Here is a 26,183-nt window from a genome sequence, read left to right as displayed (position 1 = left end):
GGGCCTGTTTTTTATTTCACGACGCGAAGAGCCGGACGACCACCGCGCGGAGGCGGATCGTCATCAGGGTCATTGTCGTCGTGACGATCGGGTTTATCACCATCGATAAGTGACATCACCGTGTCGCTTTCGCGCTCATCGGATGCGTTGTCATCATTCAGGCTGGCAACATCTTCATCATACGCCGCTTCCGGCTCGAACATGGTACCCGCACCGTTTTCACGCGCGTAGATAGCCAGCACGGCTGCCAGAGGTACGGAAACCTGACGCGGCACGCCGCCGAAACGCGCGTTGAAGCGCACTTCATCGTTTGCCAGCTCCAGGTTACCCACCGCACGCGGCGCAATGTTCAGTACGATCTGCCCGTCACGCGCATATTCCATAGGAACCAGCACGCCCGGCAACGTCACATCCACAACCAGGTGCGGCGTGAGCTGGTTATCCAGCAGCCATTCATAGAAGGCGCGCAGCAGATAAGGACGGCGTGGGGTAAGTTGTGACATTTCCACAGTCATTAGCCTCGGCCGAGACGCATTTCACGTTCCGGTTCAGTTAAGGATGCCAGGAAAGAGTCGCGTTCAAATACGCGAGTCATATAGCCCTTCAGCTCTTTCGCGCCAGGACCGCTGAACTCTACGCCCAGGGTTGGCAGACGCCACAGCAGTGGTGCCAGGTAGCAATCCACCAGGCTGAACTCATCGCTCAGGAAGAATGGTTTCTGACCAAACACAGGAGCGATCGCCAGCAGCTCTTCACGCAGTTGTTTACGTGCAGCGTCAGCTTCAGAAGCAGAACCGCTGGTAATCACGTTCATCAGCGAGTACCAGTCTTTTTCGATACGCTGCATGTACAGGCGGCTTTCACCACGCGCGACAGGGTAAACAGGCATCAGTGGCGGATGCGGGAAACGCTCATCCAGATATTCCATAATGATACGGGATTCCCACAGGGTCAGCTCGCGATCCACCAGCGTCGGTACGCTTTGGCTCGGGTTGAGATCGATCAGATCCTGAGGCGGGTTATCCTTTTCCACATGCTCGATCTCAAAACTGACACCCTTCTCGGCCAGCACGATACGAACCTGATGGCTATAAATGTCAGTAGGACCAGAAAACAGCGTCATTACCGAACGTTTGTTGGCAGCGACAGCCATGAAAACCTCCAGGTATATTCAGAATTTTTACTGCTACCAGCCCAACAGGGGCCAGCCAGATGTTGTATCGCCCATCCCAGAGAAAACACATTGTTCAAGAAACGAACAAAAATCGAGTATTCACCGATATTTGGGCAGAAAATTGGATGATAGTTTACCAGATTTTGATGGCTTTGTGGTGAGGGGATTCTGGAAATGTGGAAAAAGAGAAGATATATGCATGGATATTGTGGATAACCTGCGCATTATCCATAAAAAAACCCGCCGAAGCGGGTTTTTCGCCAATCGTTCTGCGTAAGCAGAATGGATTAACGTTTGGAGAACTGTGGACGACGACGTGCTTTACGCAGACCCACTTTCTTACGTTCAACCTGACGCGCGTCACGAGTAACGAAGCCAGCTTTACGCAGTTCAGAACGCAGGGATTCGTCGTACTCCATCAGAGCGCGGGTGATACCGTGACGGATCGCACCTGCCTGACCGGAGATACCACCACCTTTAACGGTGATGTACAGATCCAGTTTTTCTACCATATCAACCAGTTCCAGCGGCTGGCGAACTACCATGCGGGCAGTTTCGCGACCGAAGTATTGTTCCAGAGAACGCTGGTTGATTACGATTTTACCACTGCCCGGTTTGATGAAAACGCGAGCTGCGGAACTTTTGCGGCGACCAGTGCCGTAGTATTGATTTTCAGCCATTGCCTATAATCCCGATTAGATGTCAAGAACTTGCGGTTGCTGTGCCGCGTGGTTGTGCTCGTTGCCTGCGTAAACTTTCAGTTTACGGAACATAGCACGACCCAGCGGGCCTTTTGGCAGCATGCCTTTAACCGCGATTTCAATCACACGCTCAGGACGGCGGGCAATCATCTCTTCAAAGGTCGCTTCTTTGATACCACCGATGTGGCCGGTGTGGTGATAGTACACTTTGTCAGTACGCTTGTTGCCGGTTACAGCAACTTTATCAGCGTTCAGAACGATGATGTAATCACCGGTATCAACGTGCGGAGTGTATTCCGCTTTATGCTTACCGCGCAGGCGACGAGCCAGTTCAGTAGCCAGACGGCCCAGAGTTTTACCGGTCGCGTCAACAACATACCAGTCGCGCTGTACGGTTTCTGGTTTAGCTGTAAAAGTTTTCATTAAAAGCTTACCCAAATAATAAGTTACACGTTGGTGAACACCCAAACGTTTAGTCAGTTGAGGTTCACACGACAAAGTCCGGCAAACCTACCCCTTCGAATAGCACATGCCGACACATAGAAAGTTTCGGGAAAAAAACCTTCTCGTAACGTGGGGTCGCAAGATTATAGAGAAGTTGAGGTCAAAGATCGACCCTTAAATGTGATTTGGAATGGGTTTTTCGAGGGTGGGTATTGTGCGGTCTGGTGCCCTCACCCCCAGCCCCTCTCCCACGGGAGAGGGGGGCATTTGTTACGGCATATGCTCCAGCTTCAGGTATTCTTCGCTCTGCATCTCCTGCAGGCGCGACAGGCAGCGCTGGAACTCAAACTTCAGCCGCTCGCCCTGGTAAATCTCATATAAAGGTACCTCAGCGCTGACCACCAGCTTGACGTGGCGCTCATAAAACTCGTCCACCAGCGCAATGAAGCGCCGTGCTTCGCTCTCCATCAGCCGCGTCATCACCGGTACGCCCAGCACCATCACGGTGTGGAACAGACGCGAAAGCGCAATGTAGTCGTGCTGGCTGCGGGCATCCACGCAGAGCGTCGTAAAGGAGACCGCCAGCGTTTGGTTTTCGACGCCAAGGGTGGGTAGCGGGCGATGGTTAATCTCGAGTTCCGGGGCGTGCTCGCGTTTTGCTCCCGCCAGCGCCAGCCAGAGTGTATCCATCTCGCGGGTGGTCTCTGCATTTAACGGCGAAAGCCACAGGTGCGCCTGGGTCAGCGTGCGCAGACGATAATCGACACCGGCATCGACGTTCATGATATCGCAGTGCTGCTTGATGGCATCGATGGCGGGCAGGAAGCGTGCGCGCTGCAGGCCGTTACGATAGAGTTCATCCGGCGGGATATTCGACGTGGCCACCAGCGTGATCCCGCGGGCAAATAGCGCCTTCATCAGGCCGCCTAGCAGCATGGCATCGGTGATGTCAGACACAAAAAACTCGTCGAAGCAGAGCACGTCCGTTTCCGCCTTGAACCTGTCGGCCACAATCTCCAGCGGATCGCTTTTGCCCTGCAGTGCGGTCAACTCTTCATGCACCCGCAGCATAAAACGATGGAAGTGCAGACGCTGTTTACGTGCGCCAGGCAGGCTTAGATAAAACAGGTCCATCAGCCAGGTTTTTCCGCGACCGACCCCGCCCCACATATATAAACCGCGCACCGGCGCGTGAGCCTGTGGCGCTTTTTTACCGAGCAAGCGCCCAAACGCCGCCTTTAGCCCACTGTTCTGTTCGACTTCAGCGGGTTTTGCCGTGAGCTCCTGATAAATCATCTCCAGGCGGTTTACCGCCTCACGTTGAACGTCATCAGGCTGATGAGTGCCCTCGTTAAGGGCCAGTTGATATCGCGATGCAGGGGACAGGTTTTGCATAATCTTATTGTTATTCCTTCAATTAACGCTCACCAGCAGACGTGACTGATGAAAAAAAGGCCGTTCTACACTACGCGATGATACGTCAGGATTCCACTTCTGCAGAAATAGCGGTTATAGTGGCATTATCAGGCACAGGCAGGAGCCGAGCCAACACCCTACGGAACAACAAGACAACGGGAGAAGTTCATGACCTGGGAATATGCGCTAATCGGTTTAGTCGTCGGCATCGTCATCGGTGCTGTGGCCATGCGTTTCGGTAATCGCAAATTGCGTCAGCAGCAGTCACTGCAGTACGAACTGGAAAAGAACAAAGCCGAGCTGGAAGAGTATCGTGAAGAGCTGGTCAGCCACTTTGCCCGTAGCGCCGAGCTGCTGGACAACATGGCAACCGACTATCGTCAGCTTTATCAACATATGGCAAAAAGCTCCAGCAGCCTGCTGCCGGAAATGACCGCGGAAACCAACCCATTCCGCAACCGTCTGGCTGACTCTGAAGCCGGTAACGATCAGGCGCCCGTTCAGATGCCTCGCGACTATTCCGATGGCGCGTCCGGCCTGCTGCGCGGCGGTGTAAAACGCGATTAATCGCACAACCTGAATATATTTTACGGGCGCAGCGATTGCGCCCGTCCTTTCCTGATGACCCCAGCTATCATTTAGTTAAACACCTCATTGTTCAGCAGTTTAAAATTCAATAACATCAACGTGTTTTTAGGGCCGTTTTTCCTTTATTCCAGGTTACGAGAGTCAACATCGATGAAGAAAAAAAACCAGCTGTTGAGCGCTATCGCGTTAAGTGTCGGGTTATCTCTCTCGGCGTCCGTTCCTGTATTTGCCGCCATTCCCTCCCAGGTGCCTGGCCAGGCGGCCATTCCAAGCCTCGCGCCTATGCTGGAAAAAGTGTTGCCGGCGGTCGTCAGCGTTCAGGTTGAGGGCACCGCAGTACAAAGCCAACGCGTCCCTGAAGAACTGAAAAAATATTTTGGCGATGAGTCTCCCGACCAGCAGGCTCAGCCTTTTGAAGGCCTGGGTTCTGGCGTCATTATTGATGCGGCAAAAGGCTATATCCTGACCAACAACCACGTCATCAGCCAGGCCGATAAGATCAGCGTCCAGCTGAACGATGGCCGCGAATTTGATGCCAAACTGATCGGCGGCGATGACCAGAGCGACATCGCGCTGCTGCAGGTGCAAAACCCAAGCAACCTGACCCAGATTGCCATCGCGGATTCCGACAAACTGCGCGTCGGCGATTTTGCCGTCGCCGTAGGCAACCCCTTTGGCTTAGGGCAGACCGCCACCTCCGGGATCGTCTCGGCGCTCGGGCGCAGCGGCCTCAATCTGGAAGGGCTGGAAAACTTTATCCAGACCGATGCCTCAATCAACCGGGGTAACTCCGGCGGAGCGTTGCTCAACCTTAACGGCGAGCTGATTGGGATTAACACGGCGATTCTGGCCCCGGGCGGCGGCAGCATCGGGATCGGTTTTGCTATCCCCAGCAATATGGCCAAAACCCTGGCGCAGCAATTGATCCAGTTCGGTGAAATCAAACGCGGGCTGCTGGGTATTAAAGGTATGGAGATGAGCGCGGATATCGCAAAAGCGTTCAATATCAACGTACAGCGCGGGGCGTTTGTCAGTGAAGTGCTGCCAAACTCCGGCTCGGCAAAAGCGGGCGTGAAATCGGGGGATGTGATCGTCAGCCTGAACGACAAACCGCTGAACAGCTTTGCAGAACTGCGCTCACGGATTGCCACGACGGAACCTGGCGCCAAAGTGAAGCTGGGCCTGATACGTGACGGTAAGCCGCTTGACGTTGAAGTGACGCTGGATAAGAGCACTTCATCCTCGGCCAGTGCGGAGCTTATCGCCCCGGCGCTACAGGGGGCTACGTTGAGCGACGGGCAGCTGAAGGACGGTACGAAAGGCATCAGCATCGACACCGTCGAGAAGAGCAGCCCTGCCGCACAGGCCGGATTGCATCAGGATGACGTGATTATCGGTGTAAACCGCAACCGCGTGCAGTCTATTGCCGAACTGCGCAAGGTGCTGGAAAGCAAACCAGCGGTTATTGCCCTGCAGGTCATGCGTGGCAATGAGTCCATCTATATTCTGTTGCGCTAAGCATTTGCGACCCGGACATCACCGCTGCGTGTGATGTCCGGATAACTCATGTTATGCTGCAAATCGTTCCTTTTTTAACGACACGCGCATCATGCTTTTAAAGCTCTTACGTTCTACTGTCATCGGTTTGATTGTCGCTGGCCTGCTGCTGCTGGCGCTGCCGTCTTTACGTCAGTTCAATAAACTGTCGGCTCCCCAGTTCGATAGCACGGATGAAACGCCGGCCACCTATAACCAGGCCGTCCGCCGTGCCGCACCTGCCGTGGTTAACGTCTATAACCGTGGTCTGAATACCTCAGCCCATAACCAGCTGGAGATCCGTACCCTCGGCTCCGGCGTAATCATGGACGAGCGCGGCTACATTATTACCAACAAGCACGTGATTAACGATGCTGACCAGATCATCGTCGCCCTGCAGGATGGCCGCGTGTTTGAGGCGTTGCTCGTTGGGTCTGACAGCCTGACCGACCTGGCCGTTCTGAAAATTAACGCCACGGGCGGTTTGCCGGTCATCCCGATCAACCGTAAACGAACCCCGCATATTGGTGACGTCGTACTGGCTATCGGTAACCCTTACAACCTGGGCCAGACCATCACCCAGGGGATTATCAGCGCGACCGGTCGTATCGGTTTGAACCCCTCCGGGCGGCAGAACTTCCTGCAAACCGATGCCTCCATCAACCACGGTAACTCCGGCGGGGCGCTGGTCAACTCGCTGGGCGAGCTGATGGGCATCAACACCCTCTCGTTCGATAAGAGTAACGACGGTGAGACGCCGGAAGGGATCGGCTTCGCCATTCCGTTCCAGCTGGCGACCAAAATCATGGATAAACTGATCCGCGACGGACGCGTGATCCGCGGCTATATCGGTATCGGCGGGCGCGAAATTGCACCGATGCATACCCAGGGCGGCGGTATCGATCAGATTCAGGGTATTGTGGTTAACGAGGTGGCACCGGGTGGTCCGGCGGCTAACGCAGGGATTCAGGTAAACGATGTCATTGTGTCGGTCAACGGCACGCCAGCGGTCTCTGCGCTGGAGACGATGGATCAGGTGGCAGAAATTCGCCCGGGTTCTATCATCCCTGTTGAGGTCATGCGCAACGATAAGAAACTGACGCTGCACGTGACGATTCAGGAATACCCGGCCACTAACTGACAGGCATAAAAAAACGGAGCGATAAGCTCCGTTTTTTTTACCGGGAGACGGTTCGTATTACTTGTTAACGAACTCTTCGCCCAGGGTGATATCTTTCTTCAGCGTATCCAGCATGCCTTCCATCGCGTGTTGTTCAAACGCGCTCAGCGTACCAATGGATTTACGCTCTTCGATACCGTTTTTACCCAGCAGCAGCGGCTGAGAGAAGAAGCGAGCGTGTTCGCCATCGCCTTCAACGTAAGCGCATTCAACAACGCCTTTCTCGCCCTGCAGAGCGCGAACCAGTGACAGACCAAAACGCGCAGCCGCCTGGCCCATAGACAGGGTTGCAGAACCGCCACCCGCCTTCGCTTCCACCACTTCGGTGCCCGCGTTCTGGATGCGTTTAGTCAGGTCAGCCACTTCCTGCTCGGTGAAGCTCACGCCTGGGATCTGCGACAGCAGAGGCAGGATGGTGACGCCAGAGTGACCGCCGATTACCGGTACTTCCACTTCTGTTGGCTGCTTGCCTTTCAGCTCAGCAACAAAGGTGTTGGAACGGATGATATCCAGCGTGGTTACGCCGAACAGTTTGTTTTTGTCGTAAACACCCGCTTTCTTCAGCACTTCTGCCGCGATAGCCACGGTGGTGTTCACCGGGTTAGTGATGATCCCGATGCATGCTTTCGGGCAGATTTCTGCAATCTGCTGCACCAGGTTTTTCACGATGCCCGCGTTGACGTTGAACAGGTCTGAACGATCCATGCCTGGCTTACGCGCCACGCCTGCAGAAATCAGCACCACGTCGGCACCCTGCAGCGCAGGACGTGCATCTTCACCGGAGAAGCCTTTGATTTTTACAGCAGTCGGGATGTGGCTCAGGTCAACCGCCACACCTGGGGTTACCGGAGCAATATCGTACAGGGAGAGTTCTGAGCCTGAAGGCAGTTGGGTTTTCAGTAGTAGGGCAAGCGCCTGGCCGATACCACCAGCAGCGCCGAGGACTGCGACTTTCATCCTAAACTCCTTATTATGGTTAACTTAAGTATCTGTAAATCCGTTGCGGCGACCATAATTCAGCAAGTAAATAATTACAATTTTCGTAGCTAAAGAATTTGAGGTCACGCGACTTTATCTCTCACCAGAAGACTATCTGACGACAGAGGGCAACGCATTAAGAGGTGGTTACAATACACCCTGCCCCGCCACCAAAACAACATCATTTTGATAACATTTAATTTACTTTTAAGCTTATTTGCGCGGCGTGACCCAGGCATGTTTTCTGATAACGAAATCTGATAAAATCACTCCCTTTCATAACATTATTTCAGCCTGGCGCTGAGTAGATAATTTGCATAAAAATTCATCCACATGCATAATAATGTTGTTTCTATCGTCATATTCCGGGTGACTTATGCGAAGCTCGTCTAAGCAAGAAGAATTAGTAAAGGCGTTTAAGGCGCTACTCAAAGAAGAGAAATTCAGTTCTCAGGGAGAAATTGTTCAGGCGCTGCAGGAACAAGGCTTCGATAACATCAACCAGTCGAAAGTCTCCCGCATGTTAACGAAATTTGGCGCGGTGCGTACGCGTAACGCCAAGATGGAGATGGTCTATTGCCTGCCGGCAGAACTTGGCGTGCCGACCACCTCCAGCCCGCTCAAAAACCTGGTTCTGGATATCGATCATAACGATGCCGTCGTGGTGATCCACACAAGCCCGGGTGCCGCGCAGCTCATTGCCCGCATGCTGGACTCGCTGGGTAAAACGGAAGGTATCCTCGGGACTATCGCCGGTGATGACACCATCTTTACCACACCGGCTAGCGGTTTCTCTGTGAAAGATCTCCACGAAGCCATTCTGGTACTGTTCGAACAGGAACTCTAATCCCCTCTCCCCGTAGCGCCGCTGCGGGGATCGTTCTGCTTCCGCTGCGTTCTCCCCTCTTTTCTACTGCCCTTCACTTTGACAAATAGTGCTTTTTACCACCTATTAACATTCATCTGGTGAATGCTAAATCAAAAAATCGCACAAAAAATCAAAAGCTGATATCCATATGATTTTATTAGATATAAACAACCAAAATGAACAAAAAACGCCCAATATTATGCGATTTGGTTATAAAAAACAGACTGGTTAACACGTAATAACAATAGAAACCATTAGCCTGGTATTAATTTTTACCGTTATTAGTGTATACTTGATTTTGTGATGAGGGTCACGAAACAAGACCCCACTAAAAAATTCGACGAGGTAAAAATCATGAAAATCAAATCAACTGTAGCGGCGCTCAGCGTCCTGTCCGTCCTGTCATTCGGTGCTTTCGCAGCTGACTCTATCAATGCTGACCAGGCGCAATCCCGTCAGGCCATCGGTACGGTTTCTGTCGGCGCGGTCGGCACATCGCCAATGGACATGCATGAGATGCTGAACAAAAAAGCGGAAGAACAGGGTGCGTCATCCTATCGCATCATCGAAGCGCGTTCCGGTGACCACTGGCACGCCACCGCTGAGCTGTACAAATAAGTTTTAGTAATAACTGAAGACGTAAATCTCCACTCAACGGCACCAGGCATAAAAATAGCGGTTCAACCCTTCTCGCCGTTGAGTAAAAACCCTATTCAGGAGTAAAGACTATGAAAACCAAATTGATCATCGCAACCCTCGGTCTGGCATCCGTTCTCTCTTTCGGCGCGAGCGCAGCCGTACAGCAGGTAAATGCCGACCAGGCACAAAATCTACAGCGTATGGGCAGCGTCTCCGTAACGTCTGTCACCGGCTCACCGATGGATATTCGTCACGAACTTGCCGCCAAAGCTGAAAAAGCAGGCGCCAGCAGCTATCGCGTCACCGAACTGAATCAGGGTGACCACTGGCATGCAACGGCAGAACTGTATAAATAAACCCTCGTCGTATCTCATCATACGACTTGCCCCTGGCCTTATGGTCAGGGGCTTTTTTCATTCAATGCCGCGCGTTAAAGCGCAGCTGCCCTTCAAGCTCTTCTTCCGCTTCATCGAACAGCAATATCAGTGCGCCAAAACGTCTTCGCAGCTTATCGGGCAAATGGATGAACTCAATTTCCAGCGGTAGCGGCAACTGACTGCCGGTGACCACGTCCCACAGCGTATCCAGATTCGTCACGCTTTCCCGTTCAAGATCAAACGCCCGGATAAATTCACGGTAGAAGTCTTCCTGACTGTCGATCTCGTCAAAATCAAACGTATAGGTTTTCATTGCCAGCCACCCAGTCCAGGCGAGCGGCAGATGCCGCCCTGTCTATTATAATCCCCCAATATGCAGGGTTTTAACTTCCAGATACTCTTCCAGTCCCAGCACGGAGCCCTCTCGTCCAAGACCTGACTCTTTTACGCCGCCAAAGGGCCCAAGCTCCGTGGAGACGGCGCACTCGTTGATGCCGATCATCCCGCTCTCGATGGCCTGTGAAACGCGGAAGACCCTTGAGAGATTCTGGGTGTAGAAGTAAGCCGCCAGCCCATAGGGCGTGTTGTTGGCGCGCTGGATGACTTCATCTTCCGAGGTGAAACGGAAGCACGCCGCCACCGGGCCAAACGTCTCTTCTTCTGCCAGCTTCATGCCTTCATGGCAGTCGCCCAGCACGGTTGGCATCCAGAAATTTCCGCCAAGCGGATGGGGCTTACCCCCAGCCAGTACGGTTGCGCCCCGGGCAACGGCGTCGTCGACATGCTCACGCACCTTGTTGACCGCCGAAGGTTCAATCAGCGGCCCGACGACCACCCCCTCTTCGAGACCATTACCCACCTTCAGCGCCTTCACCGCATCGGCAAGTTTATTCACAAATTTGTCGTAGACGGTTTCCTGAATATAAAAACGGTTCACGCTGACGCAGACCTGCCCGGCATTGCGGAACTTGTTGGCGATCGCGCCCTTAACCGCTGCGTCGATGTCCGCATCCTCAAAAACGATATACGGGGCATTTCCCCCCAGCTCCATCGAGACTTTTTTCATGGTTTCTGCGGCGTTACGCACCAGCGTTTTGCCGACGGAGGTTGAGCCGGTAAAGGAGATTTTACGCACGTCGCGGCTTGCCATGATCGCATCGCTGATTTCATGCGTATTCCCGGCGACGGCGTTGAGAACACCGTCGGGCACACCGGCCTGTTTCGCCAGCGTAAGCAGCGCAAATGCGCTGAGCGGCGTGTTATTGGCCGGTTTAATGACCCCGGTGCATCCTGCTGCCAGCGCCGGGCCTAACTTGCGGGTGAGCATGGCCATCGGGAAGTTCCACGGCGTAATCGCCGCGACCACGCCAATGGGTTCACGGGTCGCCAGAATGCGTGAGCCGGGTTTTATCGGCGGAATAATTTCACCGTTCGCGCGTTTGGCCTCTTCGGCAAACCACTGGATAAAGCTGGCGGCGTACTCGACTTCTCCCTCCGCTTCTTTCAGGGGTTTGCCCTGTTCGGTGGTCATCAACCGCCCGAGCCAGCTTTTATTCTCAATAATCAGTTCGTACCAGCGGTAGAGAATCGCCGAGCGTTCTTTCGCGGTTTTGGCACGCCATGCCGGGAAGGCCTGGGTAGCCGCTGCAATAGCGTCTTCGGTTTGCGCTTTACCCGCTTTTGCGACTTTAGCAATGACCTCGCCGGTCGCGGGATTCAGCACATCAAAGGTTGTATCCAGCGTTTTCCAGATTCCGTTGACCAGATAACCGGTCTGAAAAAGGATGTGGTCCTGAAGCGCCTGGGTCGTCATGTGTTCTCCCTTTCTGAAATGTAAGAACGTGCTGGAATAAGTATAGCCACAAAAAAACCGACGCTTTTGGCGTCGGTTTTTTTACTTCAGTCAGTTATCCGTGAGGGCATTCTGGTAGCGATGCAGCATAAACACCAGCCGTCCTACCGGCTCGGTCACCTGAGGCGGCGCCTCCCAGTGCTTGAGCTTTTCCTGATAGGTATCGAGCTCTTCAAGCAGCTGTGTAAAGTAGCGACGCCGTTTGTCATCGCTGCTGGCAGAAAGCACGTGATCGGCGGTACGACGCAGCTGGCGGTGGTATGCCGACAAATCGTCGTTGATCGGCACGGGCGCGTTACGCAAACGCTGGTGCGCAATGATCATGGTTAACGCCAGGCGGAACTTCGCGATATCGCCCGGGAACTTGTTCAGCAGCAAAAACAGCTGCTGGTAGAGCGCGGGCAGGTGGTTCTCTTTACGGCGCGCGGTATTGGTTGTCAAAGATGACACGGCAGCCGACACGAACTGGTTCAGCAGCACGCGGCCCGTTCTTGCCTGCGAGTTATCCCGCACCAGCAGTATCACCATCATGGCCAGGAAGCAGCCCACCAGCTGGCCTAACGCGCTGTCGAGGAACTGGCTGAAATGGAAGGTCATCGGGTTATCGAGCACGATGATGTTAATCGTACTCGCCAGCGCCCCCAGCGATCCCAGACGCCGCTTTTGCACTTCAATGCCGATAAAGAACGCCATTACCGCCAGGCTAATACAGAGCAGCAGCATACTCTGTTGCGTCGACGGGATGATGACCAGGAAATAGAGCGCGCCTATCGGCAACGCGGCAATCGTGCCGTAAAGGAAATCAATGGCGACCATACGCGGATTAGGCAGACGCATCGCCAGTGCGGTCACAACGGCAATCATCACCATCGCGCCGCTGCCGGACGTCCAGCCCGTCCACAGCCAGAACAGCGTGCCGAGCATGCAGGCAAGCGTCGTACGCCAGAAATTGACCATGGCGTGATGGCGCTCGGCGGATTCCGCCTTGATCACCACTTCCCCCTGCAGCACCTCTTCTTCCGCCGCGCTGATTTTGGTGTTACCAATCACGCCGCGCTTCAGAAGCAGATAGCGCGTCGCGGCGCCGACCCAGGTGTAGATGGTTACCGGCGTGTCGCGCTCCCCGGTCCAGGCAATCACCCGGCGCATGCGCTTAAGCTGCTTATGCACGTCCTGTACGGTTTCCACCGGCTCGGCAAACAGTTCGCGGAACGTATCGGTGACCGCTTCCGGCCGGGTGTTCTGAATCAGATAGGTTTCACATGCCTGGGTAATCAGCGTCAGAGAGACGGTGTTGAGGGCTTTCAGGCGTCGATTCGCGCGGGCCCAGCGCGACGACTCCATATTAAGGTTGCTGCGCATTCCTTCCAGCGCCTGCGTACGACGTACCAGCCCGCTCCAGGCTTTATCCACCTCTTCGCTGTCGCCATGCTTAATGCACAGCTGCATCAGCTGATACTGGGCAACAATCAGCGCGTCGAGCTCACGGTCGACTTCCTGCTTGATGGAGCGCGGAGAGAAAAGCAGGTCAGCGACGATCGCGCTGACAATACCAATCACAATCTCGCTGCAGCGCTCAACCGCAAACTGCGGGGCGAGCAGCGGTTCGCTTTGGATAGTGATGACAATAATCAGCGCGGTATAGCCCGCCAGTCCCCAGGCGTAGGAGTTCTCCACTTTCACCAGAGACGAGATCCAGGTGCAGAAACCCGCCCAGATACAGCACACCATCAGCATCAGCAGCGGGGTGCGGATCATCAAAATAATAATGGTCAGCGCCGCGAAACAGCCGATAAACGTCCCGATGATACGCAGCATCCCGCGATAGCGGATCGCGCCAGAATAGGGCTCCCCGCCCGCGGCAAAGGCAGGGCCCGCCGCGACAATCGCAGCCGTCAGCACTGCCCAGCGAGGGGTTTCAAGCTGGAAGTGAAAGCCAACAAACAGCGCCAGCACGATGGCGCACGCCAGCTTCACGGCGAAGCGAATGTGCTGGCTGGCGATGGAAAAGATACCCATGGCGATTAACCAAACTCGCGCAGGCGGTGGGCAATTTTACGGAAGAACGAGTCCTGGCTGGCATCCCGGTCCTTTTCACCGGTGATCACCACCGTCGCCGTGGTACCCGCAGGCCACAGATTTCCCTGCTGTTCATCCAGATGAATACGTACCGGCACGCGCTGTGCCAAACGCACCCACTCCAGGTTGGAATCGACCGTCGCCATCCCTTTGGCATCGTTAGAACTGCTGGAGTTAGTCACCCCTGCGGCAACGCTGTCGACGGTGCCTTTAAAGACGCGGTTGCTGCCGAGCGGCGTGATTTCCGCCCGATAACCCGGACGCACGCCTTCCAGCTTGGTCTCTTCCATATAGGCGAGCACGTAGAAGGAGTTCTGTTTAACCAGCGCCACGGCGGTTGAGCCACGGGTAATGAATTCCCCGGCATAGACGTTAAGGTTGGTGACCCAGCCATCGGATGGCGCGCGGATCACGGTGCGCTCGAGATCGAGCTTCGCCAGATCGCGCGTTGCCTGCGCTTTCGCCAGCTGGTGCAGCACGGTTTGCAGCACGTTGTTGGACTGGTCAATCTCTTCACGGGACATTGCCTGAACGCCCAGCTGGTTACGCCGCCCTGCCTCGCGGCGTTTCTCCGCAGCGAGCGCCTGATAATAGGCCACGTCCGCTTCCGCCTCTTCCAGCGCTTTCTGGTAACGAGGCTGGTCGATGGTGAACAGGACCTGATCTTTCTTCACCAGCTGATTATCGTGGACGTTGACCGCAGTGATAAGGCCGGCCACGTCAGGGGCTATTGCCACCACATCGGCGCTGAAGCGTGCATCACGCGTCCACGGTGATTCGGTGTAATAAACCCAGGCGCGGAAAATAGCGATGAAGGCGAGGATAACCAGCGCCATTGTGATGGCAGTGCGGGAGATTTTTCTTGTTAGCGTTTTCACATCAACCTCAGACAAACATGCGCGATATCAGATAAAACAGGCAGCAATACAGCGCGGTATTGAACAATGCAGGGTGCCAGACGAAATCGTAGATCCCGGTAGGGACCAGCACCTTGCGCACCAGCCAGAAGATCGCCAGTGATAAAAGAAGCTCGAAAAATATCGGTGGGAACGACAGACCGAACACCACGATAACGGGAAACAGACTCATGTTGACCTTGATAAGAGAGAGTGCAGGCTTCAGAATTTTTTAGCGCACGCCACCGCAGGAGAGCAAGAAACGCCGGGCGAGAATGGCGCAGCCATTATGTAATTAATAATATATTAACGTAACTGTTATGCTGTTATCTATAATATGTGATCTAAATCACTTTTAAGCCAGAGTGAACAATGGAACGTTTAAAACGCATGTCGGTCTTCGCCAAAGTGGTTGAGCTGGGCTCTTTTACCGCCGCTGCACGCCAGCTTCAGATGAGCGTCTCATCCATCAGCCAGACGGTGTCCAAACTGGAAGATGAGCTTCAGGTCAAGCTGCTCAACCGCAGTACCCGCAGCATTGGGCTGACGGAAGCGGGTAAAATTTACTATCAGGGCTGTCGCCGTATGCTGCTTGAAGTGCAGGATGTTCACGAACAGCTCTATGCCTTCAACAACACCCCCATCGGCACGCTGCGCATCGGGTGTTCTTCAACTATGGCACAAAATGTTCTCGCTGCCATGACGGCGGATATGCTGAAAGAGTACCCCGGTCTTACGGTCAATCTGGTGACGGGTATCCCGGCGCCGGATCTGATTGCCGACGGGCTGGACGTGGTGATCCGCGTCGGCGCGTTGCAGGATTCCAGCCTGTTCTCGCGACGGCTGGGCAGCATGCCGATGGTGGTCTGCGCCTCGAAAAGCTATCTGGCGCAGTACGGCGTTCCGGAGAAGCCCGCCGATCTCACCAACCACTCGTGGCTGGAGTACAGCGTGCGGCCCGATAATGAATTTGAGCTGATTGCCCCGGAAGGGATTTCTACCAAACTGCTGCCGGAAGGGCGGTTTGTCACTAACGATCCGATGACGATTTCACGCTGGCTGGTGGCCGGCGCCGGGATCGCCTACGTGCCGTTAATGTGGGTGATCAACGAGATCAACAGCGGCGTGCTGGAGATCCTCTTCCCGCGCTACCAGTCCGATCCGCGACCGGTGTACGCCCTGTATACCGAAAAAGACAAACTCCCGCTCAAGGTTCAGGTGTGTATTAACTATCTGACCGAATATTTTGTGGACGTGGCGGAGCTGTTTCAGGGGATGCGGGGGAGAAGGAAAGAGTAGGCCTTTTTCCAAAAGGAGGAGGGAGAAAAGAAAGCGTGGAGCAGTTCCCTCTCCCCTTTGGGGAGAGGGTCAGGAAATTACGCCGTGCCGCCCACCGTCAGGTTGTCCACCTTCAGCGTTGGCTGGCCCACGCCAACCGGCAGGCTCTGGCCCTCTTTACCGCAGACGCCCACGCCGTTATCCAGCTTCAGATCGTTACCGACCATTGAGATCTGCTGCATGGCTTCAATGCCGGAGCCAATCAGCGTCGCACCCTTCACCGCTTTGGTCACTTTGCCTTTCTCGATCAGATACGCTTCTGACGTGGAGAAAACAAACTTACCGGAGGTAATGTCCACCTGGCCGCCGCCAAAGTTTGGCGCAAAGATACCGTAATCAACGGATTCGATAATCTCCTGCGGCGTGGATTTGCCCGGCAGCATGTACGTGTTGGTCATGCGCGGCATCGGCAGATGCGCGTAAGATTCACGGCGTCCGTTGCCCGTCGGCGCGACGCCCATCAGGCGCGCGTTGAGTTTGTCCTGCATGTAGCCTTTCAGCACGCCGTTTTCGATCAGCACATTGTACTGCCCTGGCGTACCTTCATCGTCGATAGCCACCGAGCCGCGACGATCGCACATGGTGCCGTCATCCACCACGGTGCACAGCTCAGAGGAGACAAGCTGCCCGATTTGACCGCTGAACACGGACGTCCCGCGACGGTTAAAGTCGCCTTCCAGGCCGTGGCCTACGGCTTCGTGTAACAGCACGCCCGGCCAGCCGGCGCCCAGCACCACCGGGAATGAGCCCGCCGGCGCCGCGACGGCATTAAGATTCACCAGCGCCATGCGCACGGCTTCTTTCGCCCACGCGTCGGCGCGTGCTTCACCGTCAACGTCGCCCAGGAACCAGTCATAGCCGAAACGACCGCCGCCGCCGCTTGAGCCGCGCTCGCGTTTGCCGTCGTCATCGACCTGCACGCTGATAGAGAGGCGCACCAGCGGGCGAACGTCTGCCGCAAGGGTACCGTCCGTTGCCGCAACCAGAATCAACTCATACACGCCGCTCAGGCTGGCAGAAACTTCCTGCACGCGTTTGTCCGCCGCGCGGGCGACTTTGTCCACGCGACGCAGGATATCCAGCTTCTCTTCACGGCTCATGCTCTGCAGCGGATCGATGCTGGTATAGAGCGCAGAGTGCTGCACTTCTCCCAGGGTTTTCACGCGACCATCACCGGTATCACGCACAATGGTACGCGCGGCCTGCGCGCTCTGCTCGAGTGCGGCAAGGCTAATCTGATCGGCATAGGCAAACCCGGTTTTCTCGCCGCTGACGGCACGGACGCCGACGCCCTGGTCAATGTTGTAGGAGCCATCTTTGATGATGCTGTCTTCTAAAACCCAGGATTCGTGATAGCTCGACTGGAAATAAAGGTCGCCGTAGTCGAGACGGCGTTCGGTCAGTTGACCAAGAATGGAGAACAGGTCCTGATGGCTCAGGCCGTTCGCTGCGAGCAAATGTTCACTTACCAGGTTCAGACTCATCGTATTGCTACTCGTTCGTTGCCGCCCGTGGCGGTATAAAGATCGTATTTATTGAGAGTGAGGCAATTACCTGCCCACGTCAAATCATTGCTGTGCATCTTTGCGCGGCTGGCGCAGCACCTCGTTAATCTGCGGTTTATCTACCGGACCGGTAATGCGGTAGCGCAGAATGGAGACCTTGCTCCACAGCGGCCCCAGCACTTTGCTGGCGGCAAACACTGCCGCACCGACAATCGGGTTCACCACAAAGGCCGCCGCCACGCCCACGCTCGCGGAAATTTCCGGCGCCACCACGGCTTCCATATCCAGCTCGCGTCGCACGAGGTTAACGGAGCCTTTCATGGCGATATCCGCTTCCAGGCCATCCACCAACGTGTCGTCCGTATGCAGAACACCGTCCTTGATCCACGCCGTGCTGCGGATGGAATCGTAGTAGAAACCTTCGCTGAAGGTATCGCTGAAATCGAAGCGCAGCTTGCGCAGCAGCGCATCAAAACTCAGCAGGCGCAGGATCTGCCCGGCGCGCCCCGTGCTCACGTCGGCAATTTCACCTTTGCCGAAGCGGGTTTTCAGAATGCCGTTCAGCGAGGCCTCATCCGGCTTCCACGGAGCGTCACGCCAGTGAAGATCGTAATCGACGTCAAACGACGAGCCGCGCAGCGGCGTGCTGATTCCAAAGAAATTGGCTGCCGCATCCAGCTTGTTGCCTTTAATGTCGCCCTTCAGGGAAGTTCGCTGCTCGCCCGGGTTATTCACCCATTCCCCTGCGGCCGTCATGCGGCCAAAACCGGTATCAACCAGGCCGCCGGAGAGCGTAAGCGTGTTGGCCTGAATAGTGAAATCACCGTCAATACGGCCATATTTCTGCCCCCACAGCCAGCACTCCGCGCAGCGCAGCTGGAGATCGGGCCAGCCGCTAAAATCGACGCGGGAGACATTACTCAGCGGCGACGCCTCTGCCGGTTTATCTTTCCCGCTCGCGGCGCTTGCCGGGTTGTAGTAGAGGTAGCGGATCGCCGCCTGCCACGGCGCGTGATTGCGCATGGTCAGCGTACCGTTGATCTCTCTGCCCTGGGCCTCCACCTTCGTGCCGTTAGCGCCAGGCTGCGAGACAATGCTCAGGTTGTTCCACTGCTGCCCGCCCAGCATCAGCGACGGCGTGCGTACGGTAATGGCCTGCGGGAACTGGGCGGTTTCATCAACGTTTTGCCCAACACCTTTCTGGAACAGCGCCAGCCACTCTGCACCGTCCATCGGCGGGAGATTCAGCTCAATGCCCGACTGCTCCGGCAGAGGCGGCGTGGAGCGGCTATCCGTTGTCCAGATGGCTTTGTCGAGGGTGAGCTTGCGGTTAAGCAGCCAGCGGCTGTTGAAGTGGTTTGTCCCGCCCGCGCTTCCGGTCAGCGCGAAGCTGTTCAGGTTGCCATCGACGTTCAGCTTTACCGGCAGCGGCTGTCCGGCCTGTTTATCCAGCGGCGCAGGCAGCTGGCTCTGAAGGTTTTTCAGATCGCCCGTGATGTCGACCTTATACTGGGCGCCCGCGTGATAAGGCAGGTCAATTGCCACTTTACCCTGCCAGGCGACTGCGCCCTGCACTGACGCCTCAATGGGTTTCGGCAGGACCTCCATGCGCGCTGGCTGCCAGTTACCGTCCAGATTGACGGCTACCTGATAAGCCTTTTCACCCTCGGTGGTCGTGAAGTCGATATTAACGGGCTGATTAAACCAGCTGGCCGTAAGCGGCTCGCTCTTCAGGTTTCCGTTGTCAAAGCTGAACTGCCCGCTGAGATTTTTCAGCGTGCTCTCAAGGGGTTTGATGAACAGGCTGTTGTTCTTAAGGCGGACGTCGCCTTTGGCGGTGGTCATCTCGCCGTCCAGCGGGATATCAAGATGTAAGCGAGCATTCACATCGCCATCAAGCTGTAGCTGCTGGAGCGTCGCCGCCAGCGAATCTTTCAGGGGCGTCTCCTCAAAGTACGGCCCCACCGCTTTGCCCGGGCCATTGATGTCGGCATCAATCAGCAGCTTCTCTTTGGAGTAATCCGGGATGTTGGCCGTCAGGTTGCTGGCCGTCACGCCGCCCAGCGCCACGCTGTCGGACTTCATCCATAGTCCGTCATTGAGGAAGTTGAGCTCGATATCCAGATCTTTCAGCGCGGGCCAGCCGGGCTGGAACGCAAATGTCGCGTTATGCAGCGGCACCAGCACCTGGAACTGGCCTTCATTATGTTTGTACGGGAAAAGATGCGGGTTACCGCCGTACACCAGCGTGGCATTGTCCGCCTGACCGCCCTGAATCGCGCCGCTGAGATAGTCCACCAGGGCTTTTCCCATCAGGTTTTCCGGGAAGTAGCGCCAGGCCTGAGAGCCGTCATCGGTGCTGATCCCGGCCAGAATGCCCAGCCACGGCTCATCGCCTTCAGGCTGCAGATAGCGGAAATCGCCGCGCGCGTGCACCGCTTTGGCTTTCACATCGATATGGCGGCCATCAAGCTGGAAACCCTTGTCGTTACGGAGCCAGTTAAGCACCGCGCTGCCCTGTTCGATTTCCAGCGGCGCGCGGAAGACCGTCTCGTAAGGCATTTTGGCATCGTGCATATCAACCGTTAGCCTGCCGTTTTCCACGCTGCCTTCCAGCTTGCCGCTAAAGTGCTCCGCCCCCGGCAGCAGCTTCCACTGCTTCCAGGCAAGATCTTTCCATGTTGCCTGGAAGCGGGTTTTTTCCGTCGCCTGGAGCGGGATATCCAGAGCCAGAGCGTCTATTTTCCCGCTCGGCTGCGTTGCCAGCCAGATCTCGCCCAGGTCCGGAGAGAGCTTTGCCGCCATCGAGCGCAGGCCTTCAATGGCCGCCAAATCGAGGTTGCTGGCGCGGATGCGCAGCTCGTCGCTGCGTTTACTGGCCGTGCCGCCGACGTCCTGCTCCGGCATCCAGGCCAGCGTCAGCGCACCGCGCGGCCACGGCTTGCCGTCCATGGTGATGCGCGTATCCGGAATGGCAAACTGCCAGCCCTCTTTCTCCTGGGTCACGTGCGCGGTGAGGTTATCGACGGAAAGCTGATGCTGCTGTTTTTCGCCTTTCCAGCTGGCGCCCCCCTGCTTGAGCCAGATATCGCCGCTGGCAAATTCGCCTTTGGTCAGGGTCAGCCAGCCTTCAAGGCTGAAACGGGCAGTCTCCAGCTGCATATTTTGCTGGAGCCAGTCGCCCAGCCACGGCTTTACGTCAACATCGTCGGCCTGCAGCCAGACTTTGCCGTTGTTTAACAGGCCGTCATCGTCCCGCAGATCCATGCGCACCTGCATCACGCCGTGCTGGCCGTTCAGGCTTGAGAGATTGACCTGCCCCTCAGCGCGGTGACGTTCTTTACCGTTGAGCCAGCTCAGCTGAGGGATCGCCAGTTCGGCGCGCTGGCCGGAAAGGGTAATGAAGCTCACTTCACTGTCGCGCAGATCGAAGTGATCGAACTGACGGAGGAAAAGATCGCTGAAGCGGTTGGCTTCCAGACCCTGACCGCTATCGCCGCCGGACAGAGGCGTATTGGTCAGGAACTGGAGTTGATAAAAGGTGAGATCGCGAAACTGCCAGCGCAGATGCAGCAGGCTTTGCCAGACGTCCAGCGCCAGGGTCACGCGTTTGATTTTCAGGTGGCCGCCATCTTTGAGGCTGGCGTTGATATCCCGGACATCGAGCGTCGGGCCAAAATTCTGCCAGTTAGCGCTAATCTGGCTTACGTTCACCGGCACGCCGGTGGTGGATTCGATTTTAGCCAGCAGCTGCGGACGCCAGCTGTCCAGATGCGGTAATACGAGGCGTAGCCCGCTCACGAGCAACGCGACAATCACGACCAGCGTTGCCCCTGTAAGCAATAAAATCCCCGGCAATCGCCTCACGCATCTCTCCTTGTCAGCTTTCGTCACGCAGCGTACTGCGTCTTACATCATCACGACGTCAAACTGCTCCTGGTTATAGAGCGGTTCAATTTGTACTTTTACCTGTTTGCCGACAAAGATTTCCACTTCCGCCAGCGCGTGTGACTCTTCGCCTTTCAGCGCTTCAGCCACCGCAGGGGAAGCATAGACCAGAAAACGATCGGAGTCGTAGGCATGATGAACACGGACGATTTCGCGCATAATTTCATAGCAGACGGTCTCAACCGTCTTTACCGTTCCGCGCCCATGGCAGGTTGGGCATTCATTACACAGCACATGCTCAACGCTCTCGCGGGTACGCTTACGCGTCATTTCCACCAGCCCCAGCTGCGAGAAGCCGTTAATGCTGGTTTTCACGCGGTCTTTGCTCAGCGCCTGCTCAAGCGAGTGCAGCACGCGGCGACGATGGTCTTCATTACTCATATCGATGAAGTCGATGATGATAATGCCGCCCAGATTGCGCAAACGAAGCTGGCGCGCAATCGCCTGCGTGGCTTCGATGTTGGTGTTGAAGATGGTGTCATCGAGGTTGCGATGGCCGACAAACGCGCCGGTGTTGATATCGACGGTGGTCATCGCTTCGGTCTGATCGATGATCAGATAGCCGCCGGACTTCAGCTCGACCTTACGCTCCAGCGCGCGCTGGATCTCGTTTTCGACATCATAGAGATCGAAGATCGGCTGACGCCCTGAATAATGCTCCAGCAGGCCAGGCATCTCCGGGATGTACTCAGCGGTAAATTCCAGCAGCGCTTCATAGGTCAGACGCGAGTCCACGCGAATGCGGTCGAGCTGGGCATCAGCAAAGTCGCGCAGAACGCGCTGAGCAAGGGCCAGCTCACCGTAGAGCTGGTAGCGGGTCTGGTTGCGTTTTTTACGCTCCATCACCTTTGTCCAGACGCGCTTCAGGTAAGCCGCATCCGACGCCAGGTCTTCTTCGCTGATCCCTTCCGCAGCGGTACGGATGATAAACCCACCCTGTTCATCGCAGTAGGCGCTGACCACTTTCTTCAGACGCTCGCGCTCGGTTTCGCTCTCAATACGCTGCGAAACGCCCACGTGCGACGCGCCGGGCATAAAGACCAGATAGCGGGAAGGTAAGGTGATGTCGGTGGTCAGACGGGCGCCTTTGGTACCGAGGGGGTCTTTCACCACCTGCACCATCAGATCCTGTCCCTGACGTACCAGTTCAGAAATATCGCGCACGGCAAACTGCTTTTGCTCTTCGCCCGCGACGCACTCGGTGTGCGGCATGATATCGGAGGCATGTAAAAATGCCGCCTTATCCAGTCCAATATCTACAAAAGCCGCCTGCATACCCGGTAGTACACGACTGACACGACCTTTGTAGATATTGCCTACTATTCCGCGCCGCGCTTCACGCTCAATATGAATTTCCTGAAGAATGCCACCATCAATATAGGCCACACGGGTTTCCGATGGCGTTACGTTTACCAACAATTCAGCCGTCATAATTATCCCTTCCCTCACGCAGTGAGTTAAAATTGCTCAGCAACTCATACGTTTCCACCAGCGGTAAGCCGACTACGGCGTGATAGCTGCCATTAATCTTCCTGACAAAACAGCCACCCAGCCCCTGAATACCGTATGCACCTGCTTTATCCATTGGTTCACCGCTGGCAATATAAGCGGCGATGTCGTCGTCGGTAAGTACTCTGAACGTCACTTCGGTCACCACCAGGCAATCCAGCACGTGCTGGCGGTCAGCCAGGGCGACGGCCGTCATCACCTGATGCGTTTGTCCGGACATTTTGTGCAGCATGCGCGCCGCATGATCGGCATCGCGCGGTTTCTCAAGCACTTCACCGTTCAGAATAACGATGGTATCTGCTCCCAGCACGGGAAGATCGCGTGGCACACTGGCCACGCCCGCCTGCGCTTTCTCGCGCGCCAGGCGAGACACGTACTGTTGAGCGCTTTCGCCCTCAGCACGTTTTTCTTCAATGCCGGTAACGATGCGTTCAAAAGAGACGCCTAGCTGCGTCAGGAGTTCCTGACGGCGCGGGGAGCCGGAAGCGAGATACAAAGACGTCATAGAAACCTTTTATTGCACAGCAAACTGCTGGCGAACCTTACGCATCAGCAGGAATAACCAAGGCCAGAGCACACCGTTTACTACACTACTCCAGAACACTTCCGGTCGGAAAGAGACGTTGATCACTAAAAACTCTGCCCAGAAAACAACGATATCCGCAGCGAGCGACAATAGCATCACTACCAGGGCCTGTTGCCAGAGCGCAAGGTTACGAAAGAGCTGGAATTTGAGTGCGACGAGGTACGCAATAATGCTCATGGACAAGGCGCGCACGCCAAGCGTAGAGCCGCTAATGAGATCCAGTATGGCACCCATCACGAAACCTGTGCCGACATTTACGCGATGCGGCAGGGCAAGGATCCAGTACAGTAAAATGAGTAATACCCAGTTTGGCCGGAAAACGAGAATGTCATCCGGCCAGGGCATCACTTGCAGTAACAGTGCAATGAGAAACGAGAGCCAGATGACCCAGCGTCCCTGGCTACGATAGCTTGCCACTACTGCCCTCCCGAAGAGAGTTTAGGCGGTGGCGGCGCATCCGGCAGCGGCTGCGTTAACCCGGTTGCCGGCGCCGGTACTGGCGCAGGCGGCCCCATGGAATCCGCAGGTGGGAGAACCTGCGGCATCATCTGCATCAGGCGCTCGTTCGCCACGCGATGCACCTCTTCAGGCGTCATCGGATTAGAACCGTTACGATCGGCGCCCCACAGCAGCAGCAGATAGCGCAGACGCTGCAAACCGGCGGTTGGACGGGCCTGAATCACGGTATAGGCACGCTGGGTGTCCAGCTTGACCGAAGAGACCACCGCAACCGGATAACCTTCAGGGAAGCGTCCACCCAGGCCGGACGTCACCAGCACGTCGCCCACGCGGATATCCGTGTTAGCCGGCAGGTGTTCCAGCTGCAGGTCGTCCGTACAGCCGTTACCGGCCGCAATCACGCGGATGTCGTTGCGCAGAACCTGGATCGGCAGCGCATGCGTGGCATCGCAAATCAGCAGCACGCGGCTGGTCAGTTTAGCCACGGCAACAACCTGGCCCACAACGCCTTTATCGCTGATAACAGGCTGACCTTCATACACCCCGTTCACGCTCCCTTTGTCGATCACAACCTGATCGCTGTAGGGGTCGTTCACGGTGGAAATCACCTGCGTGACCATTTTCTGCTCATCCTGACGCAGCGGCGAGCCGAGCAGTTCACGCAGACGCGCGTTCTCCTGCTTGTATTGCCCCAGCATCAGCAGTTCGCTGTTTTTCAGCAGCAGTTCCTGACGTAATGCCCGGTTTTCGAGTTCGAGTTGGTCGCGCGAAGACAGCGTTTGAGAAACGGAGTCGAGCAGTTCACGGGGACCATTTGAAACAAAGTAGAAAGGACTGACGGCGGTATCCATGTACGTTCTGATCTGGCTGAACGTACCGAGGCGGCTATCGGCAATAATGACCCCAAGCGCAACCAGAACCGCCAGAATAAGGCGAAACTGTAGCGATGGGCCACGGCTAAAAATTGGCTTCATAGGCTATGCGTATTCTCGCGTCAGAGAGAAAGGGTAGCAAATTGCTACCCTCTCAAACTCGACTACTCTTCGCTGAACAAATCGCCGCCGTGCATGTCGATCATTTCCAGCGCCTTGCCACCACCACGGGCGACGCAAGTCAGTGGATCTTCTGCAACTACGACAGGAATACCTGTCTCTTCCATTAACAGGCGGTCGAGGTTACGCAGCAGCGCACCACCACCGGTCAGAACCATACCGCGCTCGGAGATATCGGATGCCAGCTCTGGTGGACACTGTTCCAGCGCAACCATTACCGCGCTCACGATGCCCGTCAGTGGTTCCTGCAGAGCTTCCAGAATTTCGTTGGAGTTCAGGGTGAAACCGCGTGGAACACCTTCAGCCAGGTTACGGCCACGCACTTCGATCTCACGCACTTCATCGCCCGGATACGCAGAGCCGATTTCGTGTTTGATACGCTCTGCGGTGGCTTCACCAATCAGAGAGCCGTAGTTACGGCGCACATAATTAATGATGGCTTCATCGAAGCGGTCACCACCGATACGTACGGAAGAGGAGTACACCACGCCGTTCAGAGAGATAACGGCCACTTCAGTGGTACCACCACCGATATCCACCACCATAGAACCGGTAGCTTCGGAAACAGGCAGGCCCGCACCGATGGCCGCAGCCATTGGCTCTTCAATCAGGAACACTTCACGTGCACCTGCACCCTGGGCAGATTCACGGATTGCGCGACGCTCTACCTGGGTTGCGCCAACCGGCACACACACCAGAACACGCGGGCTTGGACGCATGAAGCTGTTGCTGTGAACCTGCTTGATGAAGTGCTGAAGCATTTTTTCAGTCACGAAGAAGTCGGCGATAACGCCGTCTTTCATTGGGCGAATGGCGGCGATGTTGCCAGGGGTACGACCCAGCATCTGCTTCGCGTCATGACCCACTGCGGCCACGCTTTTCGGCGAGCCTGCACGATCCTGACGAATGGCCACAACGGAAGGCTCATTCAATACGATGCCTTGTCCTTTTACATAAATAAGGGTATTCGCGGTACCCAGGTCAATGGACAGGTCATTGGAAAACATGCCACGAAATTTTTTCAACATACTAAGGGATAATCCTGAAAGCTGGGGCGG

At 55.8% G+C, this 26,183-nt stretch carries 25 protein-coding genes; 7 read left to right on the top strand and 18 right to left on the bottom strand.

All coding sequences use genetic code 11. From position 1 onward, the window contains the following. Positions 1–11: 11 nt before the first annotated feature. The 5 genes from sspB to zapE all read right to left on the bottom strand — a co-directional run bounded on the left by sspB (position 12) and on the right by zapE (position 3,714). Complete coding sequence (sspB, locus tag IM317_RS02325; protein WP_029740078.1) at positions 12–509, bottom strand: ClpXP protease specificity-enhancing factor; 498 nt, start codon at positions 507–509, stop codon at positions 12–14. A gap of 5 nt (positions 510–514) precedes the next feature. Then, the gene (sspA, locus tag IM317_RS02320) at positions 515–1,153 is read right to left on the bottom strand and encodes a stringent starvation protein SspA (RefSeq protein ID WP_014885418.1); all 639 of its coding nucleotides are present in this window, start codon (positions 1,151–1,153) and stop codon (positions 515–517) included. Between the two features lie 308 nt (positions 1,154–1,461). Further along, positions 1,462–1,854, bottom strand: coding sequence for a 30S ribosomal protein S9 (rpsI, locus tag IM317_RS02315; protein WP_003860436.1), 393 nt, complete (start codon positions 1,852–1,854; stop codon positions 1,462–1,464). Between the two features lie 15 nt (positions 1,855–1,869). Further along, the gene (gene rplM / locus IM317_RS02310; RefSeq protein WP_006178824.1) at positions 1,870–2,298 is read right to left on the bottom strand and encodes a 50S ribosomal protein L13; all 429 of its coding nucleotides are present in this window, start codon (positions 2,296–2,298) and stop codon (positions 1,870–1,872) included. A 291-nt stretch (positions 2,299–2,589) separates the two neighbouring features. Then, on the bottom strand, positions 2,590–3,714 hold the full coding sequence (gene zapE, locus IM317_RS02305; RefSeq protein WP_033146763.1) for a cell division protein ZapE: 1,125 nt from the start codon (positions 3,712–3,714) through the stop codon (positions 2,590–2,592). Positions 3,715–3,903: 189 nt separating this feature from the next. Here zapE and zapG point away from each other — a divergent pair, with 189 nt between their 5' ends. The 3 genes from zapG (at position 3,904) to degS (ending at position 7,000) form a co-directional block, all read left to right on the top strand. Then, positions 3,904–4,302: a Z-ring associated protein ZapG gene (gene zapG, locus IM317_RS02300; protein WP_008502832.1), complete on the top strand. Its 399-nt coding sequence runs from the start codon at positions 3,904–3,906 to the stop codon at positions 4,300–4,302. Between the two features lie 171 nt (positions 4,303–4,473). Next, positions 4,474–5,841 carry a serine endoprotease DegQ gene (gene degQ, locus IM317_RS02295; protein WP_023309385.1) on the top strand — a complete coding sequence of 456 codons (1,368 nt, stop codon included), beginning with the start codon at positions 4,474–4,476 and terminating at the stop codon, positions 5,839–5,841. Between the two features lie 91 nt (positions 5,842–5,932). Then, entirely contained in the window at positions 5,933–7,000 is a 1,068-nt protein-coding gene (degS, locus tag IM317_RS02290) for an outer membrane-stress sensor serine endopeptidase DegS (protein WP_023309386.1), read from the top strand. 57 nt (positions 7,001–7,057) lie between these two features. Here the strand turns inward: degS and mdh are convergent, their stop codons facing one another. Continuing rightward, positions 7,058–7,996: a malate dehydrogenase gene (gene mdh / locus IM317_RS02285; protein WP_023309387.1), complete on the bottom strand. Its 939-nt coding sequence runs from the start codon at positions 7,994–7,996 to the stop codon at positions 7,058–7,060. A gap of 397 nt (positions 7,997–8,393) precedes the next feature. On the opposite strand from mdh, the gene argR reads away from it, so the two are divergent. From argR to yhcN (IM317_RS02270), 3 genes are all read left to right on the top strand, one after another. Beyond that, complete coding sequence (gene argR, locus IM317_RS02280) at positions 8,394–8,864, top strand: transcriptional regulator ArgR (protein WP_023309388.1); 471 nt, start codon at positions 8,394–8,396, stop codon at positions 8,862–8,864. 375 nt (positions 8,865–9,239) lie between these two features. Beyond that, on the top strand, positions 9,240–9,503 hold the full coding sequence (gene yhcN / locus IM317_RS02275) for a peroxide/acid stress response protein YhcN (protein ID WP_023309389.1): 264 nt from the start codon (positions 9,240–9,242) through the stop codon (positions 9,501–9,503). Positions 9,504–9,613: 110 nt separating this feature from the next. Further along, positions 9,614–9,880 (top strand): peroxide/acid stress response protein YhcN, encoded by a 267-nt coding sequence (gene yhcN / locus IM317_RS02270; protein WP_032659672.1) that lies wholly within the window; start codon positions 9,614–9,616, stop codon positions 9,878–9,880. Between the two features lie 61 nt (positions 9,881–9,941). Here yhcN (IM317_RS02270) and IM317_RS02265 read toward each other — a convergent pair whose 3' ends face one another. The 5 genes from IM317_RS02265 to aaeX form a co-directional block, all read right to left on the bottom strand. After that, complete coding sequence (locus IM317_RS02265; protein ID WP_023309391.1) at positions 9,942–10,214, bottom strand: barstar family protein; 273 nt, start codon at positions 10,212–10,214, stop codon at positions 9,942–9,944. A gap of 45 nt (positions 10,215–10,259) precedes the next feature. Continuing rightward, positions 10,260–11,714: an NAD-dependent succinate-semialdehyde dehydrogenase gene (locus tag IM317_RS02260; protein ID WP_032659670.1), complete on the bottom strand. Its 1,455-nt coding sequence runs from the start codon at positions 11,712–11,714 to the stop codon at positions 10,260–10,262. Between the two features lie 90 nt (positions 11,715–11,804). Then, the gene (gene aaeB, locus IM317_RS02255; RefSeq protein ID WP_033146764.1) at positions 11,805–13,772 is read right to left on the bottom strand and encodes a p-hydroxybenzoic acid efflux pump subunit AaeB; all 1,968 of its coding nucleotides are present in this window, start codon (positions 13,770–13,772) and stop codon (positions 11,805–11,807) included. 5 nt (positions 13,773–13,777) lie between these two features. Further along, positions 13,778–14,710 (bottom strand): p-hydroxybenzoic acid efflux pump subunit AaeA, encoded by a 933-nt coding sequence (gene aaeA / locus IM317_RS02250; protein ID WP_023309394.1) that lies wholly within the window; start codon positions 14,708–14,710, stop codon positions 13,778–13,780. Between the two features lie 7 nt (positions 14,711–14,717). Continuing rightward, a complete protein-coding gene (gene aaeX, locus IM317_RS02245; protein ID WP_003860416.1) occupies positions 14,718–14,921 on the bottom strand; it encodes a p-hydroxybenzoic acid efflux pump operon protein AaeX in 204 nt (67 codons plus the stop codon). Between the two features lie 179 nt (positions 14,922–15,100). On the opposite strand from aaeX, the gene aaeR reads away from it, so the two are divergent. Next, positions 15,101–16,027, top strand: coding sequence for an HTH-type transcriptional activator AaeR (aaeR, locus tag IM317_RS02240; protein WP_023616809.1), 927 nt, complete (start codon positions 15,101–15,103; stop codon positions 16,025–16,027). 77 nt (positions 16,028–16,104) lie between these two features. On the opposite strand, the gene tldD is transcribed toward aaeR, so the two are convergent. From tldD to mreB, 7 genes are all read right to left on the bottom strand, one after another. Next, positions 16,105–17,550, bottom strand: coding sequence for a metalloprotease TldD (gene tldD, locus IM317_RS02235; RefSeq protein ID WP_033146765.1), 1,446 nt, complete (start codon positions 17,548–17,550; stop codon positions 16,105–16,107). Positions 17,551–17,634: 84 nt separating this feature from the next. Then, positions 17,635–21,438, bottom strand: a complete 3,804-nt coding sequence (gene yhdP, locus IM317_RS02230) for an AsmA2 domain-containing protein YhdP (RefSeq protein ID WP_033146766.1) — start codon at positions 21,436–21,438, stop codon at positions 17,635–17,637. Positions 21,439–21,480: 42 nt separating this feature from the next. Continuing rightward, positions 21,481–22,950 carry a ribonuclease G gene (gene rng, locus IM317_RS02225; RefSeq protein WP_010436156.1) on the bottom strand — a complete coding sequence of 490 codons (1,470 nt, stop codon included), beginning with the start codon at positions 22,948–22,950 and terminating at the stop codon, positions 21,481–21,483. After that, positions 22,940–23,533 carry a nucleoside triphosphate pyrophosphatase gene (locus IM317_RS02220; RefSeq protein WP_023309398.1) on the bottom strand — a complete coding sequence of 198 codons (594 nt, stop codon included), beginning with the start codon at positions 23,531–23,533 and terminating at the stop codon, positions 22,940–22,942. Before IM317_RS02220 ends, rng begins: the two co-directional genes overlap by 11 nt. Positions 23,534–23,542: 9 nt before the next feature. Next, a complete protein-coding gene (gene mreD / locus IM317_RS02215) occupies positions 23,543–24,031 on the bottom strand; it encodes a rod shape-determining protein MreD (protein ID WP_023309399.1) in 489 nt (162 codons plus the stop codon). Then, positions 24,031–25,047, bottom strand: coding sequence for a rod shape-determining protein MreC (gene mreC / locus IM317_RS02210; protein WP_033146767.1), 1,017 nt, complete (start codon positions 25,045–25,047; stop codon positions 24,031–24,033). The genes mreD and mreC overlap by 1 nt, the downstream gene beginning before the upstream one ends. A gap of 62 nt (positions 25,048–25,109) precedes the next feature. Next, positions 25,110–26,153 (bottom strand): rod shape-determining protein MreB, encoded by a 1,044-nt coding sequence (gene mreB / locus IM317_RS02205; protein WP_000913396.1) that lies wholly within the window; start codon positions 26,151–26,153, stop codon positions 25,110–25,112. Between the last annotated feature and the right edge of the window lie 30 nt (positions 26,154–26,183).

Source organism: Enterobacter cloacae complex sp. S3 (assembly GCF_014930495.1).
GTDB classification, from domain to species: domain Bacteria; phylum Pseudomonadota; class Gammaproteobacteria; order Enterobacterales; family Enterobacteriaceae; genus Enterobacter; species Enterobacter asburiae_B.
Note: the sequence above shows the minus strand (reverse complement) of the source record. Positions and strands in the feature narration are given on the sequence as shown.